The organism is Pandoraea sp. (genome assembly GCF_041919235.1).
Taxonomy (GTDB): Bacteria; Pseudomonadota; Gammaproteobacteria; order Burkholderiales; family Burkholderiaceae; genus Pandoraea.
Genome location: NZ_JAYRUC010000002.1, coordinates 30832 through 48951 on the forward strand (window position 1 = coordinate 30832; position 18120 = coordinate 48951).

General features: G+C 63.3%; 20 protein-coding genes and 1 tRNA gene. 16 read left to right on the plus strand and 5 right to left on the minus strand.

Annotation, left to right across the window (positions count from 1 at the left end; all coding sequences use genetic code 11):
- Positions 1–2 precede the first annotated feature (2 nt).
- The 7 genes from lptB (at position 3) to rapZ (ending at position 6114) form a co-directional block, all read left to right on the plus strand.
- Positions 3–773 carry an LPS export ABC transporter ATP-binding protein gene (gene lptB, locus ACE3UG_RS01655; protein WP_374619285.1) on the plus strand — a complete coding sequence of 257 codons (771 nt, stop codon included), beginning with the start codon at positions 3–5 and terminating at the stop codon, positions 771–773.
- 94 nt (positions 774–867) lie between these two features.
- Entirely contained in the window at positions 868–2367 is a 1500-nt protein-coding gene (locus tag ACE3UG_RS01660; RefSeq protein WP_374618746.1) for an RNA polymerase factor sigma-54, read from the plus strand.
- Positions 2368–2509: 142 nt separating this feature from the next.
- Entirely contained in the window at positions 2510–2863 is a 354-nt protein-coding gene (gene hpf / locus ACE3UG_RS01665; protein WP_017232648.1) for a ribosome hibernation-promoting factor, HPF/YfiA family, read from the plus strand.
- Between the two features lie 226 nt (positions 2864–3089).
- Positions 3090–3545: a PTS IIA-like nitrogen regulatory protein PtsN gene (gene ptsN / locus ACE3UG_RS01670; RefSeq protein ID WP_374618750.1), complete on the plus strand. Its 456-nt coding sequence runs from the start codon at positions 3090–3092 to the stop codon at positions 3543–3545.
- Positions 3546–3623: 78 nt separating this feature from the next.
- Complete coding sequence (hprK, locus tag ACE3UG_RS01675; protein ID WP_374618753.1) at positions 3624–4589, plus strand: HPr(Ser) kinase/phosphatase; 966 nt, start codon at positions 3624–3626, stop codon at positions 4587–4589.
- Between the two features lie 155 nt (positions 4590–4744).
- Positions 4745–5065 carry a PsiF family protein gene (locus ACE3UG_RS01680; protein ID WP_374618756.1) on the plus strand — a complete coding sequence of 107 codons (321 nt, stop codon included), beginning with the start codon at positions 4745–4747 and terminating at the stop codon, positions 5063–5065.
- A gap of 173 nt (positions 5066–5238) precedes the next feature.
- Complete coding sequence (gene rapZ / locus ACE3UG_RS01685) at positions 5239–6114, plus strand: RNase adapter RapZ (protein ID WP_374618758.1); 876 nt, start codon at positions 5239–5241, stop codon at positions 6112–6114.
- Positions 6115–6128: 14 nt separating this feature from the next.
- On the opposite strand, the gene mutY is transcribed toward rapZ, so the two are convergent.
- Positions 6129–7301 (minus strand): A/G-specific adenine glycosylase, encoded by a 1173-nt coding sequence (gene mutY / locus ACE3UG_RS01690; RefSeq protein WP_374618761.1) that lies wholly within the window; start codon positions 7299–7301, stop codon positions 6129–6131.
- A gap of 82 nt (positions 7302–7383) precedes the next feature.
- Positions 7384–8214: a bifunctional DNA-formamidopyrimidine glycosylase/DNA-(apurinic or apyrimidinic site) lyase gene (gene mutM / locus ACE3UG_RS01695; protein ID WP_374618764.1), complete on the minus strand. Its 831-nt coding sequence runs from the start codon at positions 8212–8214 to the stop codon at positions 7384–7386.
- Between the two features lie 79 nt (positions 8215–8293).
- On the opposite strand from mutM, the gene ACE3UG_RS01700 reads away from it, so the two are divergent.
- From ACE3UG_RS01700 to pth, 7 genes are all read left to right on the plus strand, one after another.
- Positions 8294–10234, plus strand: coding sequence for a tetratricopeptide repeat protein (locus ACE3UG_RS01700; protein ID WP_374618766.1), 1941 nt, complete (start codon positions 8294–8296; stop codon positions 10232–10234).
- Positions 10234–10878 (plus strand): outer membrane lipoprotein LolB, encoded by a 645-nt coding sequence (locus ACE3UG_RS01705; protein WP_374618768.1) that lies wholly within the window; start codon positions 10234–10236, stop codon positions 10876–10878. Before ACE3UG_RS01700 ends, ACE3UG_RS01705 begins: the two co-directional genes overlap by 1 nt.
- A 141-nt stretch (positions 10879–11019) precedes the next feature.
- Positions 11020–11889: a 4-(cytidine 5'-diphospho)-2-C-methyl-D-erythritol kinase gene (ispE, locus tag ACE3UG_RS01710; RefSeq protein ID WP_374619287.1), complete on the plus strand. Its 870-nt coding sequence runs from the start codon at positions 11020–11022 to the stop codon at positions 11887–11889.
- A 53-nt stretch (positions 11890–11942) separates the two neighbouring features.
- Positions 11943–12019: transfer RNA gene (locus tag ACE3UG_RS01715), tRNA-Gln, on the plus strand.
- Between the two features lie 49 nt (positions 12020–12068).
- Positions 12069–13016 (plus strand): ribose-phosphate pyrophosphokinase, encoded by a 948-nt coding sequence (locus ACE3UG_RS01720; protein WP_374618771.1) that lies wholly within the window; start codon positions 12069–12071, stop codon positions 13014–13016.
- Positions 13017–13170: 154 nt separating this feature from the next.
- A complete protein-coding gene (locus tag ACE3UG_RS01725) occupies positions 13171–13791 on the plus strand; it encodes a 50S ribosomal protein L25/general stress protein Ctc (protein WP_374618774.1) in 621 nt (206 codons plus the stop codon).
- A 123-nt stretch (positions 13792–13914) separates the two neighbouring features.
- Positions 13915–14511, plus strand: coding sequence for an aminoacyl-tRNA hydrolase (gene pth / locus ACE3UG_RS01730; RefSeq protein WP_374618776.1), 597 nt, complete (start codon positions 13915–13917; stop codon positions 14509–14511).
- A gap of 38 nt (positions 14512–14549) precedes the next feature.
- Here the strand turns inward: pth and ACE3UG_RS01735 are convergent, their stop codons facing one another.
- The 3 genes from ACE3UG_RS01735 to rsmD all read right to left on the minus strand — a co-directional run bounded on the left by ACE3UG_RS01735 (position 14550) and on the right by rsmD (position 16015).
- Positions 14550–14807 (minus strand): YfhL family 4Fe-4S dicluster ferredoxin, encoded by a 258-nt coding sequence (locus ACE3UG_RS01735; protein ID WP_374618779.1) that lies wholly within the window; start codon positions 14805–14807, stop codon positions 14550–14552.
- A 64-nt stretch (positions 14808–14871) separates the two neighbouring features.
- Positions 14872–15366, minus strand: a complete 495-nt coding sequence (coaD, locus tag ACE3UG_RS01740; protein WP_374618781.1) for a pantetheine-phosphate adenylyltransferase — start codon at positions 15364–15366, stop codon at positions 14872–14874.
- 55 nt (positions 15367–15421) lie between these two features.
- The gene (gene rsmD / locus ACE3UG_RS01745; RefSeq protein WP_374618783.1) at positions 15422–16015 is read right to left on the minus strand and encodes a 16S rRNA (guanine(966)-N(2))-methyltransferase RsmD; all 594 of its coding nucleotides are present in this window, start codon (positions 16013–16015) and stop codon (positions 15422–15424) included.
- Between the two features lie 272 nt (positions 16016–16287).
- Between rsmD and nodI the strand changes: the two genes are divergently transcribed.
- On the plus strand, positions 16288–17205 hold the full coding sequence (gene nodI / locus ACE3UG_RS01750) for a nodulation factor ABC transporter ATP-binding protein NodI (protein WP_374618786.1): 918 nt from the start codon (positions 16288–16290) through the stop codon (positions 17203–17205).
- A 55-nt stretch (positions 17206–17260) separates the two neighbouring features.
- Positions 17261–18067, plus strand: a complete 807-nt coding sequence (locus ACE3UG_RS01755) for an ABC transporter permease (protein ID WP_374619290.1) — start codon at positions 17261–17263, stop codon at positions 18065–18067.
- The last annotated feature ends 53 nt before the right edge of the window (positions 18068–18120 follow it).

An 18120-nucleotide genomic window follows, 5' to 3' on the forward strand; every position in this document is an offset into this window, starting at 1 on the left:
CGATCAATCCGGGCGCCGGCCCGTCGGGCAAGCCGAGCGCACTCGTCGTGCGCTCGCTCAAAAAGCAATACGGTGCGCGCACCGTTGTCAAAGACGTTTCGCTGGACCTGAAGAGCGGCGAGGTTGTCGGTCTGCTCGGCCCGAACGGCGCGGGCAAGACGACATCGTTCTACATGATCGTGGGCCTCGTGCCCGCCGACGACGGCGAGATCCAGCTCGACGGCAACGTGATCAGCGAGTTGCCGATTCACGAGCGCGCTCGCATGGGCGTGTCGTATCTGCCGCAGGAAGCGTCGGTATTCCGCAAGCTCTCGGTCGAGGACAACATCCGCGCCGTGCTCGAATTGCAGCTCGACGCACAGGGCAAGCCGCTCAAGCGCGACGAGATCGAGCGCCGCATCGAAGCGCTGCTCGACGAGTTGCAGGTGAGTCATCTCCGCGAGAACCCGGCGATGTCGCTCTCGGGCGGCGAGCGACGCCGCGTGGAAATCGCCCGCGCGCTGGCCACGCAACCGCGCTTCATTTTGCTTGACGAACCGTTTGCCGGCGTCGATCCGATCGCCGTGCTGGAAATCCAGCGAATCGTGCGCTTTCTCAAGGACCGTGGTATCGGTGTCCTGATTACCGACCACAACGTTCGAGAGACGCTCGGTATCTGCGACCACGCCTACATCATCAGCGAAGGCTCGGTGCTCGCGTCCGGAACGCCCGACCAGATCGTGGCCGACGAAAGCGTCCGGCGCGTGTATCTGGGCGAAAACTTCCGGATGTAAAGCAAATTTTTCGCATGTAAACCCTGCCTCCGATAGGGGGTCGGGCTGGTTCCGTTGGCGTGACAAAGCCTCTACAATGAAGGCGAGAAACGCTATGAAACCGACTCTTCAACTCCGCACCTCCCAGCACCTGACCCTCACGCCGCAGTTGCAGCAATCCATCCGGTTGCTGCAACTGTCGACGCTCGAACTTCAGCAGGAAGTCGAGCACGCCCTGACCCAGAACCCGATGCTCGAGCGCGAAGACGATTGGCTCACGGGTTCGGTCCGCGTGGGCACCGACGGGTCGCTGCGCAACGAGCGGAGTACGTCGGCCAGTAGCTCGAACGACAGCCCGGCGTCGGCCAACGATCATGGCGAAGCGCGCGAACTCGATGGCGAAACCCGCTTCGACGACAACGGGCAGGACAGCGGCAGCGGCAACGACTGGAGCCTGAACGACTTCGCCCGCTCGGGCAGCGCCTCCTCGGATGACGACGACGACAATGGGCGACCGCAACTCCACGTCGAGCATCCCAATCTTCGCGAACACCTGCTGGCCCAGTTGCGCCTGACCCAGGCCAGCCCGCGCGACCGGGCGTTGGTGGAATTCCTGATCGAATCGCTCGACGAAGACGGCTATCTCGGCACCACGCTCGACGAAATTCAGGCGGAAATACCCGAGGAACTGGCGCTCGAGACCGAAGAGATCAATGCCGCGCTCGCCTTGCTGCAAAGCTTCGACCCGGCGGGCGTGGGTGCCCGCAGCCCGTCCGAATGTCTGCGCCTGCAACTCCAGCGACTCCCCGCGAGCAACGTGCGCACGCTCTCGCTGCGCATCGTCTCCGATCACCTGGAACTGCTTGCCGCGCGCGATTACACGCGCTTGCGCCGCCTGCTGGGTGTGAGCGAAGACAGCCTGCGAGCCGCCCACCAACTGATTCGCTCCCTCGACCCGTTCCCCGGTGCCGCCTACGGCACCCCACAGGCCGATTACGTGATCCCCGATGTCCTCGTGCGCAAGCAGGGCAGCGGCTGGACCGCCGAGCTCAATCCCGAGGTCATGCCGCGTCTGCGCATCAACGAGATGTATGCGCGCATTCTCCGAAACAACCGCAACGCACCGGGGACCGGCAATCTTCAGCAGCAGCTCCAGGAAGCGCGCTGGCTCATCAAGAACATCCAACAGCGATTCGATACGATCCTGCGCGTGTCGCAAGCGATCGTCGAGCGCCAGAAGAACTTTTTCACGCATGGCGAAATCGGCATGCGGCCCTTGGTTTTACGCGAGATTGCTGATACGCTGGGTTTACATGAATCCACGATTTCACGCGTGACAACCAGTAAGTACATGCTCACTCCATCCGGAACCTTTGAGCTGAAGTACTTCTTTGGGTCACATGTGGCCACGGAAGCGGGCGGCGCAGCGTCATCGACCGCCATCCGCGCCCTCATCAAGCAACTCATAGGAGCAGAAGACCCGCAGACCCCCCTTTCCGACAGCCGTATCGCGGAACTGCTGGCAGAGCAAGGGTTCGTGGTGGCGCGGCGCACTGTCGCGAAATACCGCGAGGCCATGCGAATTCCCGCAGTGAACTTGCGCAAATCTTTGTAGGACAGTCCTGGTGCGCCATGTTGGCTCGCTGGGGCATTACGCCGCAGTGCGACATTGCGTCACGTCGATGGCTTGCACTCCCGCTCGCCGGCGTCGCTCATGACGCGGCCTGCACTTCGGCATTTCAGCAAGGAGAGCAGCTATGAATCTGAAGATCAGTGGACACCATCTCGAACTCACGCCTTCGCTGCGAGAATTCGTGGTCAACAAGCTCGAACGCGTGTTGCGCCATTTCGACCAGCTCATCGGTGCCGAGGTGATCCTCTCTGTCGACAAAACCAAGGAGAAGACCGGACGCCAGATCGCCAGCGTCACCGTGTATCTCAAGGGCAAGGAAATTTTCGTCGAGAAGTGTGACGAGAATATGTACGCCGCCATCGACAAGCTGATCGACATGCTCGACCGCAAGGTAATGCAGTACAAGGACAAGGTTCAGGATCATGGTCGTGAGGCCCTTAAGCACCAGGAACCTCCCGAGGCAGAACCCCTGCAATGAGTCTGTCCGGGCATGGTCGCCATATTGACTGACGCTGACGACAGTTCGCGCGGAACCACTCGAGCGCACCGACGTCTGTGACAAGTCTGGCATCACCCACCGCGGGGCCGTTGAACGGCCCCTTTTGTATGCTCCCGCGCGTCGCCGCGACCACGGCGAAGGGTGGTCTATAATGCGAGGTCAATCGGGGGTTGGAGGGCGACTAAGCGTTCGCCCGCATTACAAGATGAACCGTTTAGTCAAACTCTTACCTGCGTCCAACATCCTGCTTGGACTGTCCGTCACCAGCAAGAAGCGCGTCTTCGAGCAAGCCGGGCTGCTCTTCGAGAATAATGCCGGCCTGTCGCGCGCCCTCGTCACCGACAATCTGTTCGCGCGCGAGCGTCTCGGCTCGACCGGACTCGGTGAAGGCGTGGCCATTCCGCACGGCCGCATCAAGGGCCTCAAGCATCCCATGGCCGCATTCGTGCGCCTCGACGATCCGATTCCCTTCGAAGCCCCCGACGCACAGCCCGTTTCCTTGCTGTTCTTTCTCCTGGTCCCGGAGCAGGCCACGCAGCAGCATCTCGAGATTTTGTCCGAAATTGCACAGTTGCTCTCCGATCGCTCGATGCGCGAGACATTGAGCCAGGCACCGAGCGCCGAAGCCATTCACGCGGCGCTCGCGAACTGGCAGCCCTGAGTCCGCGTGTGCGCGGGTATCGGCCGCGAGAATAGACGAATTCCGTAGCTCCCACACCCAACCGAACGAGGCGACGCGGTGGAACTGACCGGCATCAACGCGCAAAGCATTTTCGACGACAACGCCGCGACGCTGCGTTTGTCGTGGCTGACCGGCCACGAGGGGTGGGAGCGCGGCTTCACGCCCGAGAGCGTCGCCAACGCCACGTCCAGCGCCGACCTCGTGGGTCACTTGAACCTCATCCATCCGAACCGGATCCAGGTTCTCGGTGAGGCCGAGCTGCGCTACTACCAGCGCCTGACCGACGAAAACCGCAAGCGCCACATGGGCGAAGTCATCGCCCTCGAGCCGCCGTTCCTGGTGGTCGCCGACGGCCTGGAAGCCCCGCCCGACCTGGTGCTGCGCTGTACCCGTTCCTCCACGCCCCTGTTTACCACCCCGATGTCGACGGCGGCGGTCATCGACAGTCTGCGTCTGTACATCTCGCGTGTGTTCGCCCCGCGATGCACGATGCACGGCGTATTTCTCGACATTTTGGGCATGGGAGTGCTGCTCACGGGCGATTCCGGCCTCGGCAAAAGCGAACTCGGCCTGGAACTCATCAGCCGTGGTCATGGGCTGGTCGCGGACGATGCCGTCGATTTCGTTCGCCTCGGACCGGATTTCGTCGAGGGCCGTTGCCCACCGCTGTTGCAAAACCTGTTGGAAGTCCGTGGTCTCGGCCTGCTCGACATCAAGACCATCTTTGGCGAAACCGCAGTACGCCGTAAGATGAAGCTCAAGCTGATCGTTCAGTTGGTGCGTCGCCCCGACGGCGAATTCCAGCGACTGCCGCTCGAAGCGCAAACGGTGGATGTGCTCGGACTGCCGATCAACAAGGTGATTCTGCAGGTCGCGGCCGGACGAAACCTCGCTGTGCTGGTCGAAGCCGCCGTGCGCAACACGATCCTGCAACTGCGCGGCATCGACACCCTCAAGGACTTCATGGAGCGCCAGCGCCAGGCCATGCAGGACCCGGACGGCATGCAGAGCAAGCTGCTCTGAGCACGCGACAGGTCGACCCAACGCTCGAATGACCCGGGTTTACCGCCATTTCTGCGTCTTTCTGTCAACGCTACGCGATTGCCGTGCGTTTTCTTTCATGTTGTAATCGCCACGCGGTCCATTCCCGTGCGTGTCGACCTTATGGAGAGACGAACATGAAAAAAGCATTCGCTGCATTGCTTCTGGTATCCCCGCTGCTCGCATCGCCCGTGTTTGCCCAGACAGCCGCTCCCGCGCCCGCGCCCAAGGCCGCCAACGCTCAGCAGAGCAAAATGGGTGTCTGCAACACCCAAGCCGGCAGCAAGAAAGGCGACGATCGCAAGGCCTTCATGAAGGAATGCCTTTCGAACAAGCCCGCTGCCAAGCAGACTCAGCAGGAAAAGATGAAGACCTGCAATGCGCAGGCCGCCGGCAAGAAGGGCGACGACCGCAAGGCCTTTATGAAGTCGTGCCTGTCGAATAAGCCGGCGCCCTGAGGCTTTTCCCACGCCAACGCCGATTCAACGGCGCCCCTTGCGGGCGCCGTTGTCGTCTGTACAACGTCATTTCTCTCGATCCGTGAGAGAACGCACGGAGCATTCTGGCGCGCAGCCGCTCGACACCCCGACGACACAATCGCTTACCATGAGGGTTGCCTCGGGGAAATGTCATGAAGATCGTACTGATTACCGGCGTTTCGGGCTCTGGCAAGTCGCTCGCCCTGAACGTCCTCGAAGATGCGGGCTACTACTGCGTCGACAATCTACCGTCGCGCTTTTTGCCTGAACTCGCCGAATATCTCGAAACCCAGAACTACACACGTCTCGCGGTCGCCATCGACGCGCGCAGTGGCGGCTCGCTCGCCGATCTGCCACCGATCATCGGCGGCCTGCGCCGCTTCGGCCACGACGTGCGTGTGCTGTTCCTCAACGCCACCACCCAAACGCTCGTGCAGCGCTTCTCGGAGACGCGCCGCCGCCACCCGCTCTCCGTCATGGACGACGGCACCGTCTCGGCCAATGGCTCGCTTGTCGAGGCCATCGAGAAAGAACGCGAAATGCTTAACAGCGTGGCCGAACTCGGTCACCAGATCGACACCAGCAATTTGCGCGCGAGTGCGCTGCGCCGCTGGATACGCGAGTTCGTCCAGCACGATCACACGGGGCTCACCCTGATGTTCGAATCGTTCGGGTTCAAGCACGGCGTACCGCTCGACGCAGATCTCGTATTCGATGTCCGCTCACTGCCCAACCCCTACTACGACGTACAACTACGCCCGCTGACCGGTCGCGATCAACCGGTGATCGACTTTCTTTCGGCCGTCCCCGAAGTCGACGAGATGATCCACGATATCGGCGCCTATCTGCAGAAGTGGCTGCCAAGCTACATGCGCGATAACCGCAGCTACCTCACGGTGGCGATCGGCTGCACGGGCGGCCAGCACCGCTCTGTGTTCATTGCCGAAACGCTCGGCAGGCGCTTTCGCGCCGAAGCCGGTGTGCTCGTGCGCCATCGCGAACTCGCTCCCGTCGACGCGACAAGCTGACGCGACCAACTGAGTCAGGTCGGCAGGCAAAGCTGGCCATCGTCCGCAGAAATCGGAGACAGGGCGTCGGCAATCTTGCGGATCGGCGACGGCAAGCCAGCGCCCGCAACCCCAGCCGCGTCCAACCAGGCATGGCGCGAGTCCGTCGCTCGCGCCTCGGCGGTGCGCTTCGCCATGGGCGCGGACACCGTCACCTGCCACGGCCGCAAGTGCAGCCGGAAATGCGTAAAGACGTGCGTGAAGCCACGCAGCGGCGCGAGTGAGTCCACCGTCCCCTGACCCGCCACGAGCGCGGCGGCATGTGCCGTCAACCGCGCGCGCAGCGACGCATCGTCCGCCTCGCACGCGGACGTCGGCGGCGTGAGCTCCGGCAGGCTCCACAGACCGCCCCAGATGCCGCTGTCCGGACGCCGCTCGAACAACACGTGCGCCCCTGAGCAAATCGCCAGCACATCGACATAACGCTCCGGCTGCACCTTCTTGGGCTTGGACGTCGGCAATGTCCGCTCGCGCCCCGTGGCATGGGCGACGCAATCGCTATCGAACGGACACTCGCCGCAACGTGGCTTGCCGCGTGCACAGAGCGTGGCGCCCAGGTCCATCATTCCCTGTGTATAGGCCGGCAGCCCGCTTCGTGGCAGCAACGACTCGGCCAGCGCCCACATGTCCCGCTCGATCTTCGGCGTGCCCGGAAATCCTTCAATGCCGAACACACGCGCGAGCACCCGTTTGACATTGCCGTCGAGAATCGCAGCGTGCGCATCGTAGGCGAAGGCGGCAATCGCCGCCGCCGTCGAGCGGCCAATGCCCGGCAGCGTGGCGAGTATGTCGGGGTCGCACGGAAACTGTCCGCCGTGTTCAGCGACCACCACCTGCGCGCAACGATGCAGGTTCCGCGCCCGAGAGTAGTAGCCAAGGCCGCTCCAGAGAGCCATGACATCGTCCTGCGGGGCGCTCGCCAGCGCGGCAACGTCGGGGAAGCGCTCGAGAAACCGCTTGTAATACGGAATCACCGTCGCGACCTGCGTCTGCTGCAACATGATCTCGGAGAGCCAGATGCGGTAAGCGTCGCGCGTGTTCTGCCACGGCAGATCGTGACGTCCGTGCTCGGCCTGCCAGGCAATCAGTCGTTCGGCGAAGGTGCCGGCCAGCGAGCCGGTGTTGGAATCGTGGGAAGCGTCGCTCATATCGGTTTCGGGGGGGGCGTCGGATGAAGCGGCTAGATCAGGCGCGCCGTTGGCAGCACTCGATCCGCCGTCGCGGCGTGTGCTATTTCTGACAATGCGGGCAGAAGAACGTTGAGCGCTGGCCCTGCACGATCTGACGGATCGGCGTGCCACACACGCGACATGGCTGCCCGGCGCGATCGTAGACGAAATACTCCTGCTGGAAATAGCCGCGCTGGCCGTCGCTGCCGACGAAGTCACGCAATGTGCTGCCGCCCTTTTCGATCGCGGCAGCAAGCACGTTCTTGACCGCTTGCGCGAGCTTTTCGGCGCGCGGCCGGGAAAGCTTGCCCGCTGGCATGCGTGGATGGATACCGGCGCGAAACAGACTCTCCGACGCGTAGATATTGCCCACCCCCACCACAATGCTGCCCGCGAGCAACGCCTGCTTGATGGCGACGGTCCGCCCGCGCGTGCCCGCATAAAGCCATTGACCGTCGAAGGCGTCGGTCAGCGGCTCGACGCCCAGACGCGCGAGCAGCGGATGGGCCAGCACATCGCCCGCCGAGCGCGGATGAAACAGGACCGCGCCGAAACGGCGCGGATCGCGATAGCGCAATGCGCATCGTTCGAACACGAGATCGATGTGGTCATGCACACCGGCAGCGGGTAGCGCCTGGGGCTCGGACATGACGCGCAGCGTGCCGGTCATGCCCAGATGCACGAGCAGCCACCCCGGGGCGTATTCGAGCAACAGGTATTTGCCGCGACGGGTCACGCCTACCAGCATTTCGCCGCGCAGGAGCGTGTCGAGCCCGTCCGGCACCGGCCAGCGCAACGCGGCGTTGCGCACGTCAATACGCGCAACACGCGTGCCCGCCACGTGCGGCGCGATACCGAGGCGGGTCACTTCGACTTCTGGGAGTTCAGGCATGCCTGCGAACGTTTGCTGAGGATTTAGACTCTATTGTATCGGGCGCGCTACAATCGCTCGAAACCTGCCGTGGATCCCTATGCCGAACACCCGATTCCAGTCCATCCCCGCCGCTTCCAATGCTGCGGCAACCGTGGCACCTGTGGTTTTGCGCCTGCGCGGCGCCCTGTCACGCGGGGCGTGGGCCGGTGCAACGGCGCTCGGCGTGACCTGCGCCAGCGCCATCGTGGCATTCCTGCCCGCCTCGAACGCGTTCGCCCAGGCCGGACCGGCGATTCAGACGGCCCCCGCCAGCGCACCGTCCACCAGCCCGGCCAAGACTGACGCACCGGAAACTGCCAGTGCCGCGAGCGCCGAGGTCGGCGGTGCGGCCGCATCGCCCGACGCCAGCACGCCACGCGAAAAACTCCCGAACGTCGCACTCTCCAGTGAGATCGTCTTCGAAGTGGTAGCCGCCGAGTTGAGCCTGCAGCAAGGCGATCTGGCCCCCGCGTTCAACACTTACATCGCGCTGGCAAATCGCACGAAGGACCCGCGCATGGCGCGCCGTGCCGTCGAGATCGCGCTCGGCGCCCGCCAACTCGGCGATGCACTCATCGCCGCCCGGCTGTGGCATCAGCTCGATCCGGCATGGCGTCCGGCATCGCAGTTGCTCGCGAGCCTCGACGTCGGCACCGGACATCTGGCCGAAGCGGAGCCGCTGCTCGTCGAGGAGTTGAACAAGGTGCCTGACGCGCGTCGCGGCCAGGCCATTCTCGAACTGCAGCAAATGATTGCGCGCAGTCCGGAGCGGGCCACGGGCATCGAATCGCTCAAGCGTATGCTGGCGAACGACATGCAACGCCCCGAGGCGCAACTGGCCATCGCCCGTTCGCAACTCGATGCAGGCGACACCGCCGAGGCACGCGCGTCGCTCGAAAAGGCGCTCAAGCTCAAGCCCGATTACGAAGCGGCGGCCCTGCTCTACGGCCAGATGGGGCCGGAAGAGCGCAGCAGCGCCATTGCGGGACTGAAGACGTTCCTCGATCGCAATCCGAACGCCAAGGAAGCCCGCTTCGCCTACGCCAAACTCCTGCTCGCAGACAACCAACTCGACGCGGCGCAAAGCCAGTTCGAAACGCTGGAAAAGCGTTACCCACATGAACTCTCGACGCTGATGGCGCTCGCGCTGCTCAATCTGCACGCCAAACATCCGGCGCAGGCCGAACGGTATCTGCAGAAATACGCGTCGGAAGCCGAGCAGCAGAACACCGATGGCGCGCAAGCCTATATCTATCTCGCGCAGATCGCGCAGGATCGCAAGGATTATCCGGCCGCCGACAAGTGGCTCTCGCAGATTCGCGAGGACAGCAACGTCTATCTGCCCGCGCAGATCGGGCGCGCACAGTTGCTCGCCGATCAAGGCAAGGTCGACGAGGGCCGCGCGCTGTTGCATGGCATCAAGTCCAGCGATCCGCGTGAGCAACTCGCGCTAAAGCGCGCCGAGTCGGACCTGCTCGTCAAGGCAAAGCGCTACGACGACGCGGAAAAGCTGCTCGCCGTAGAGGTCAAAGGTCATCCCGACGATCCGGACCTGCTTTATCAATACGGCATGGTGGCCGAACTGAACAAGCATTACGACGTCATGGAAAAAGCGATGCGCCGTGTCATGGCATCGCAGCCGGACAACGCGCAGGCCTACAACGCACTGGGCTATTCGCTGACCGAACGCAACACGCGTTTGCCAGAGGCGCTCAAGCTGCTGCAAAAGGCGTCGACACTCGCGCCGCAAGATCCGTACATCATGGACAGCCTCGGCTGGTTGAAGTATCGCCTCGGCGACAAGGCGCAGGCGCTCGAGCTGTTGCGTCGCGCCTATGGCATTCAGGCGCAGGCGGAGATCGGCGCGCATCTGGGTGAGGTGCTGTGGGAATCGGGCAAGCAGGACGAGGCACGCAAGACCTGGCGTGAAGCGTTCAAGCTCGATGGCGACGACGACACGCTGCGCGCCACGATGAAACGCTACAACGTGGCGCCGTAATGCGGAAGATGTCGACGTTTGCGCGGCAAGCCGCGCCGTTTTCGTGGGTCGCATCGCGTTCGGCCCGTGCCGTGACCCTGACCTTGGCGTGTGCGCTCGCTGTGCTGGCCTCGGGCTGCGCGAGCCTCGCCCCGCCTGTGCCCGTCGCGCCATCGGCCGGTGCCAGCATCGAGCACTATCGCGGCCGCTTCGCCGTGCGTTACGAGCAAAACGGCGAGGCGCGCAACACCTACGGCAATTTCGACTGGCAACAGAATGGCGAAAACGCGACCGTCCAGTTGCTCAACCCGCTTGGGCAAACCCAGGCCATCGTGCGTGAGACACCGCGCAGTGCGTCGCTCGAACTGCCCGGCAAGGCGCCGCTGACCGGCCCACGCCTGGAAGATGTCATGAACGACGCACTGGGGTTCGCGTTGCCGGTGGGTGGCCTGCGTTACTGGCTGCGCATGCAGAGCGCACCGGGATCGCCAGCGAGCATCGAGCGCGATCCGCAAACGCAACGGCCGACGCATTTGAAGCAGGACGGGTGGACGATCGACTATCAGGCCTTCTTCGATAGCGCGCCGCTGCGAGTCAAGCGCATCGATCTCTCGCGCGATCTCGGCGGCTCGCCGCTCGCCGTGCGACTCGTCATCGACGAGTGAGATTCGAAGACGTGCCTCGTCTGACCGTCTTCTCGGAACCTATCGCGTCGACCCTGCCCTTTTGCGCCTTGATCCACCGCACGGACACCGATGTCGCATCACCACGATCATCGCGTTCGCCAACCCTCGTTTTGCATCGCCATGTACGAAATCCTGCGTGACTGCCCGGCCCCGGCCAAGCTGAACCTGTTCCTGCATATCGTGGGGCGCCGGCCGAATGGCTATCACGAACTGCAAACCGTCTTCCAATTGATCGACTGGGCGGATACGCTGCACTTCGAGCGCCGCGCCGACGCGCGGATTGTGCACACAAACCCGCTGCCGGGTGTGCCGCCCGAGACCGATCTCACGGTTCGGGCGGCGCGCCTGCTGCAGGCGCATTGCGGCGTGCGCTTCGGTGTGGAGATCGCCATCGAGAAGCGGCTGCCGGCCGGCGGCGGTATCGGGGGCGGCAGCTCCGATGCTGCCACCACCCTGCTCGCGCTCAATCGCATGTGGCAACTCAATCTATCGCGCGCCGAACTCCAGACGCTCGCCCTGAAGCTCGGCGCCGACGTGCCGTTCTTCGTTTTCGGCCACAATGCGTTTGCCGAGGGACTCGGCGAGGACCTGCACGCGGTGGATCTGCCGCAATGGCACTTTCTGGTGGTCAACCCCCGCGTACACGTCGCAACCGACAAAATATTTCGCGATCCTCTGTTGACAAGGGATTCGAAGATCGTCACAATGGCGTTCTTTCTCGGGCACGTCAGCAAAAAGCTGTTCGAAACGGATGAAATTTTCCGTAACGACATGCAGGCAGCGGTCACTCGAGAATACGCGGAAGTCGCTGCGGTGATTGACTGGTTCAGCACCTTCACCACGGCTCGTATGTCAGGCTCCGGCGCCAGCGTGTTTGCGGTATTCGACACGAAGGCGGAAGCGGAAGCGGCATGCAAGCGATTGCCGGAGCGCTGGCTCGGTCAAGTGACCTCCAGTCTGGCCGAACACCCGCTGTTCGCATTCGCGTGACGAGTTTTACTTTGGTGCGTTTCCTACGACGCAACAAAGGCATCGGTTAGTGTAGGGGAGTCGCCAAGTTGGTTAAGGCACCGGATTTTGATTCCGGCATACGAGGGTTCGAGTCCTTCCTCCCCTGCCAATTTCTCTGTCGTACAGTCTCAGCACCCAAACGTTCCGCAGGCAGCCAGATGAGTAGTGATAACCTAATGGTATTCACCGGGAACGCCAATCCCGCCCTGGCCCAAGCGGTCGTAGACACTCTCGGCATTCCGCTCGGCAAAGCCATGGCGAGCCGGTTCTCGGACGGTGAGATTCAGGTCGAAATTCAGGAAAACGTGCGCGGCAAGGACGTCTTCGTTCTTCAGTCGACGTGTGCACCGACCAACGACAATCTGATGGAACTGATGATCATGGTCGACGCGCTCAAGCGCGCTTCTGCCGGCCGGATCACCGCTGCCATCCCGTATTTCGGCTATGCCCGTCAGGATCGCCGCCCCCGTTCGGCGCGCGTGGCGATCTCGGCGAAGGTCGTGGCCAACATGCTGCAAATCGCAGGCGTCGAGCGCATCATCACGATGGACCTGCATGCCGACCAGATTCAGGGTTTCTTCGATATCCCGGTCGACAACATCTACGCCTCGCCGCTGCTGCTGGCCGATGTGCGTGAGCAGAACCACGAAAACCTGCTGGTGGTTTCGCCGGACGTCGGCGGTGTGGTGCGTGCCCGTGCCCTCGCCAAGCAATTGCATTGCGACCTGGCCATCATCGACAAGCGCCGTCCGAAGGCCAACGTCGCTGAAGTGATGAACATCATCGGTGAAGTCGATGGCCGTACCTGCGTCATCATGGACGATATGGTCGACACGGCGGGTACGCTGTGCAAGGCTGCACAGGTGCTGAAGGAACGTGGTGCGCAGAAGGTCTACGCGTATTGCACGCACCCGGTGCTCTCCGGCGGTGCCGCGGCACGCATCAACGCCTCGGAACTGGACGAAGTGGTCGTCACGGATACGATTCCGCTGCGCGACGACTCGAAGGGCGGCAAGATCCGCCAGTTGAGTTGCGCCAATCTGCTCGCCGAGACGTTCTCGCGAATCCGTCGTGGCGACTCGGTCATGTCGCTGTTCGCGGAGTAAGCGTTCGGTCAAGTTTTGCGACGGCGCCTGTGGGGCGCCGTTGTTGTGTCGGCGGGGAGCATCTCCCCGCCTTTGTCGTTCCTGAAGCCGATGTTTTTTGCACGGGATTCGGGAAGAAATCGCTGCCTGGTCGCGGGCAGTACAAGGAGTTGTTATGAAAGTCGTCGCTTTTGAGCGTAATCTGCAAGGTACGGGTGCGAGCCGCCGCCTGCGCAATGCCGGTAAGACCGCGGGCATCGTGTACGGTGGTAACGTCGATCCGAAAATGATCGAACTCGATCACAACGCCCTGTGGCACGCCCTCCGCAAGGAAGCCTTCCACTCGTCGATTCTCGAGCTGGAAGTGGCCGGCAAGACCGAACAAGTGCTGCTGCGCGATGTGCAGTACCACCCGTTCAAGCAATTGGTTCTGCACGTGGACTTCCAACGTGTCGACCCGACCAAGTCGATCCACGTGAAGGTGCCGCTGCACTTCCTGGGCGCCGAGAACGCCCCGGCCGTGAAGCTGGCTTCGAACGTGATCAGCCACACCGTGAACGAGCTGGACATCAACTGCCTGCCGGGCAAGCTGCCGGAATTCCTGGAAGTCGATCTGTCGAAGCTGGAAGCCGGTCAGTCGGTGCACGCGAAGGACGTCAAGCTGCCCGCCGGCGTGACGCTCACGCTGCACGTCGAGCAAGAAAACCCGGTGGTCGCACAAGCCGTCCAACCGGCAGGTGCTGCTGCTGACGAAGCGGCCGCCCCGGCTGCCGCAGGCGAAACGCCGGCTGCCTAAGCTCCCGCGCCAGCCTTCAGCGGCGACGCTGGACGCAAGACCCGCCGCGACGTCATGTCCGGCGGGTTTTTTTATGGTGGCGCACGTGCCTGATCGGGCGCGCGCCAAAATGCTGACACCGAAATGATCAAGCTGATCGTAGGGCTCGGTAATCCGGGCGCCGAGTATACAGCGACGCGTCACAACGCCGGCTTCTGGTTCGTCGAAGCGCTGGCGCAGCAATGCGGCACGTCGCTCACGAACCAGAAGCACTTCCATGGCTTCGCCGCAAGAGCGCGCATCGCCGGACAGGAAGTGTGGCTGCTCGAACCGCAGACCTTCATGAACCGCTCGGGGCAGTCGGTGGTGGCACTGGCGCGCTTCTACAAGATTCTGCCGGACGAAATCCTCGTCGTGCACGACGAACTCGATCTGCTGCCCGGCACCGTAAAGCTCAAGCGTGGCGGCGGCAGCGGGGGGCACAACGGCTTGAAGGATATCGCCGCGCATCTGACGACGCCCGAGTTCTGGCGCCTGCGCCTGGGTATCGGGCATCCGCGCACGCTGCAACCGGCGGGCAGCCAGCAGCAGGTGGTGGACTTCGTCCTCAAGCCGCCGCGCAAGGAAGAGCAGGCACAGATCGACGACGCCATGTCGCGCTCACTCGACATCGTCGATCTCGTCGTCAAGGGCGAGATGGAAAAGGCGATGATGCGTCTGCACGCCACGCCAGGCAAGTAGGCAAACCGAACCGGAAGTCAGGTCGGCCCAGACGCCGCTCAGGCCGTCTTGGCCGTTTGCAGGTGGGTGTACTTCTCGAGCAGTTGCTCGGGCGTTTCGACGTGCGCCGGATTGATGGGAATGCACTCCACCGGGCACACCTGCACGCACTGCGGCTCATCGAAGTGCCCGACACACTCGGTGCACTTGTTCGGATCGATCTCGTAGATCTCGATCCCCATCGAAATCGCGTCGTTCGGGCACTCTGGCTCGCACACGTCGCAATTGATGCATTCGTCGGTAATCATCAAGGCCATACGGCACCTCCAGCCGTATCGCGGCGCCGGCCGAGCGCAAGGCCCGGACCGGCGTACACGATACTTATCCGCTCGTCGCCTGGCCGCCGACTTTCGTCATCAGCCATCTTTCGACGGAAGGAAACACAAACTTGCTGACGTCGCCGCCCAGTTGCGCGATCTCGCGCACGATCGTGCCCGAAATGAACTGATATTGGTCGGACGGCGTCATGAACATCGTCTCCACATCGGGCAGCAGATAGCGATTCATCCCTGCCATCTGAAACTCGTACTCGAAGTCGGACACGGCGCGCAGGCCACGCACGATCACACGGGCCTGATGCTTGCGCACGAAGTCCTTGAGCAGCCCGGAAAAGCCCTCCACGCTGACATTCGGATAGTGACCCAGTACTTCACGCGCAATGTCGATACGCTCGTCCAGCGTGAAGAACGGCTTCTTGTTTCGGCTATCGGCCACGCCGACGACAAGCTTGTCGAAGATCCCGGCCGCGCGGCGGACCAGATCTTCGTGCCCTCGGGTCAGCGGGTCGAACGTCCCCGGATAGATCGCCACTACCATGCCAACGTCTCCTCGCGGCTGGGGGCCGGTGCTGCGTACTTGTTCATTGTGGTCTCTAGATTTTTTGAATCGATTCAAGCAAATGATAATGCACCGCTCCAGCTTTCGCCCGTCGCACACATCCAAGGCCGAGCGCGGCAAGCGCCTCGTCCTCCAGCGCGACGTCCGATTCGGCGTAGATCACCCCGTTCGGGGCGAGCAGACGGGCGGCAGGGGCCAGCAAGTCGCTCAGCCAGCCGCTCGCAAACGGCGGATCGAGAAACACCACGTCGAAAACCCCAGGCGAGAGTGTGGTTATCAGACGCCTGGCATCGGCCTGCACGATCTCGATCTGGCTGGCCCCGAGCTTGGCCTGGTTGGCGCGCAATTGCCGAGCGGCCGGTGCAGCCTGCTCGATCATCAGCACCCGGGCGGCGCCACGCGAGGCCGCCTCGAATCCCAGCGCGCCGCTGCCGGCAAACGCGTCGAGGCATTGCATGCCGCTCAGGTCCTGCCCAAGCCAGTTGAACAGCGTTTCCCGAACGCGGTCGGGCGTGGGCCGCAAACCGTCGCCCGGCGGCACCGGCAGTGGCGTACGCTTCCACTGACCGCCAATGATGCGCACCTGCTGCGGCGCGCCCCGTGCCACATTTCCCGAACCGGACTTCATATCGCCCCCCGTGGCGCAACGCTGCCGGAGGCATCTCCGTCCGTGCAAAAATGAGATCGCGCGCGCCGCTGCGCACGCCAGGAATCCAAAATCATCGCAATTCACGCTACATTGTTGAGGCGAAACATACCACATCGCCCGCGGCACCTGCCCCATACGGGCACCCAACGCACGCGGCCATACGTCAATCCCGGCGAATGCGCGTGCGCCAATGCGGCGGTGCTGCACAGGCGAAGCGCCTCGCCACTCAACCGGAGACCGGCTGATTCGTCATGACCGATGCCGCCATCGAAGTCACAGATCTGTGCAAGGCCTACGACGGCCGTCCCGTGGTCGATCACCTGTCGCTGCGTGTCGCGCCGGGCGAGTGCTTCGGCCTGCTGGGTCCGAATGGGGCGGGGAAGACCACCACATTACGTATGTTGCTGGGCCTGGTCACGCCCGACAGCGGTGACATCCGCCTCGGCGGCATGCCTGTCCCGCGAATGGCACCAGAGGCGCGACGCCGCGTGGGTGTCGTGCCCCAATTCGACAACCTGGACCCCGATTTCACCGTGCGCGAGAATCTCGCCGTCTTCGGCCGTTATTTCGGACTCTCCAGCGCCGCCCTCCGGGAGCGCGTGCCCGCCCTGCTCGCGTTTGCGCGCCTCGAATCGAAGGCCGATGCCCGCGTCGGCCAACTCTCGGGCGGCATGAAACGCCGCCTCACGCTCGCTCGTGCTCTCGTCAACAACCCCGATCTGCTGGTGCTTGACGAGCCCACCACTGGCCTCGATCCGCAGGCACGGCACCTGATCTGGGAGCGACTCAAATCGCTGATGAACGAGGGCAAGACGATTCTGCTCACCACACACTTCATGGAAGAAGCCGAACGCCTATGCCATCGCCTGTGCGTGATCGACGCCGGCCGCAAGATCGCCGAGGGCACGCCCCCTGAACTCGTCGCGCGTGAAATCGGTTGCGACGTCGTCGAGCTGTTCGGCGAAGTACCGCCCGCCCTGCTCACCCGACTGGCGCCGTTGGCCGAGCGCATCGAAACGAGCGGCGAGACGCACTTCTGCTACGTGCGCGATGCGTCTCCGGTCGTGAGCGCGCTGCAGGATCAGCCAGGCGTGCGCTATCTCCACCGGCGCGCCAATCTGGAAGACGTTTTCCTAAAACTCACCGGACGGGAGATGCGCGATGACTGATCACGACGCTCACACGCCCGGCCGTCCACCGGACCGCGTGGGCGCCGACGTCTCGATGGCGGGCGCGCCACCCGGACACCGCCCCGAGGCGCCGCGCTATCTCCCGGGCGCCACGCCCTGGATGGGCGTCTGGCGGCGTAACTTCCTCGTCTGGCGCAAGCTCGCGATCGCGTCGATTTTCGGCAATCTGGCCGACCCGATGATCTATCTCTTCGGTCTGGGATTCGGACTCGGCATGATGGTCGGCGAAGTCGATGGCACCTCATACATCGCGTTTCTCGCCGCAGGCACCGTCGGCTCCAGCGTGATGTTCTCTGCCAGCTTCGAGTCAATGTACTCGGGCTTCTCGCGCATGCACGTACAACGCACGTGGGAGGCGCTCATGCACACGCCGCTCACCTTGGGCGACGTGGTGCTCGGTGAAGTCGTGTGGGCCGCCAGCAAGGCCGTGCTCTCGGGGCTTGCCATCCTGCTGGTGGCAAGCGTGCTCGGTTATGCACGCCTCGACGCCCTGCCGATCGTGCTGCCAGCGGTCGTGCTGGCGGGACTGGCATTCGCGAGCCTGGCAATGGTGATGACAGCGCTCGCGCCGAGCTACGACTTCTTCATGTTCTATCAGACGCTGGTGATGACCCCGATGCTGCTTCTCTCCGGGGTGTTCTTCCCGTTGGCGCAACTCCCGGCGGCGGCGCGTCATGTGACGGAGTGGTTACCCCTGGCGCACGCCGTCGCCCTGATTCGCCCAGCCATGCTCGGACGCCCCATCGATCTGCCGTGGCTGCACGCTGGCGCGCTCGCCGTCTACGCAATCGCCGGGTTCATCGTGGCGCTGGTGCTACTGCGTCGGCGCATTCTTCGCTGAGACCGCGCCGCGCCTCTGGGTCTATCGTCGCCCGATCAAAAAAACGAAAAAAA

What these genes read in the sequence shown, in the direction of transcription:
- ACE3UG_RS01735 (WP_374618779.1), bottom strand. Translation starts at nt 14,807, where the DNA reads ATGGCCTTGATGATTACCGACGAATGCATCAATTGCGACGTGTGCGAG.
- coaD (WP_374618781.1), bottom strand. Translation starts at nt 15,366, where the DNA reads ATGGTAGTGGCGATCTATCCGGGGACGTTCGACCCGCTGACCCGAGGG.
- rsmD (WP_374618783.1), bottom strand. Translation starts at nt 16,015, where the DNA reads ATGAAGTCCGGTTCGGGAAATGTGGCACGGGGCGCGCCGCAGCAGGTG.
- ACE3UG_RS01705 (WP_374618768.1), top strand. Translation starts at nt 10,234, where the DNA reads ATGCGGAAGATGTCGACGTTTGCGCGGCAAGCCGCGCCGTTTTCGTGG.
- rapZ (WP_374618758.1), top strand. Translation starts at nt 5,239, where the DNA reads ATGAAGATCGTACTGATTACCGGCGTTTCGGGCTCTGGCAAGTCGCTC.
- nodI (WP_374618786.1), top strand. Translation starts at nt 16,288, where the DNA reads ATGACCGATGCCGCCATCGAAGTCACAGATCTGTGCAAGGCCTACGAC.
- ptsN (WP_374618750.1), top strand. Translation starts at nt 3,090, where the DNA reads ATGAACCGTTTAGTCAAACTCTTACCTGCGTCCAACATCCTGCTTGGA.
- ACE3UG_RS01660 (WP_374618746.1), top strand. Translation starts at nt 868, where the DNA reads ATGAAACCGACTCTTCAACTCCGCACCTCCCAGCACCTGACCCTCACG.
- hpf (WP_017232648.1), top strand. Translation starts at nt 2,510, where the DNA reads ATGAATCTGAAGATCAGTGGACACCATCTCGAACTCACGCCTTCGCTG.
- mutM (WP_374618764.1), bottom strand. Translation starts at nt 8,214, where the DNA reads ATGCCTGAACTCCCAGAAGTCGAAGTGACCCGCCTCGGTATCGCGCCG.
- ACE3UG_RS01680 (WP_374618756.1), top strand. Translation starts at nt 4,745, where the DNA reads ATGAAAAAAGCATTCGCTGCATTGCTTCTGGTATCCCCGCTGCTCGCA.
- ACE3UG_RS01725 (WP_374618774.1), top strand. Translation starts at nt 13,171, where the DNA reads ATGAAAGTCGTCGCTTTTGAGCGTAATCTGCAAGGTACGGGTGCGAGC.
- ispE (WP_374619287.1), top strand. Translation starts at nt 11,020, where the DNA reads ATGTACGAAATCCTGCGTGACTGCCCGGCCCCGGCCAAGCTGAACCTG.
- ACE3UG_RS01720 (WP_374618771.1), top strand. Translation starts at nt 12,069, where the DNA reads ATGAGTAGTGATAACCTAATGGTATTCACCGGGAACGCCAATCCCGCC.
- mutY (WP_374618761.1), bottom strand. Translation starts at nt 7,301, where the DNA reads ATGAGCGACGCTTCCCACGATTCCAACACCGGCTCGCTGGCCGGCACC.
- ACE3UG_RS01755 (WP_374619290.1), top strand. Translation starts at nt 17,261, where the DNA reads ATGGCGGGCGCGCCACCCGGACACCGCCCCGAGGCGCCGCGCTATCTC.
- ACE3UG_RS01700 (WP_374618766.1), top strand. Translation starts at nt 8,294, where the DNA reads ATGCCGAACACCCGATTCCAGTCCATCCCCGCCGCTTCCAATGCTGCG.
- pth (WP_374618776.1), top strand. Translation starts at nt 13,915, where the DNA reads ATGATCAAGCTGATCGTAGGGCTCGGTAATCCGGGCGCCGAGTATACA.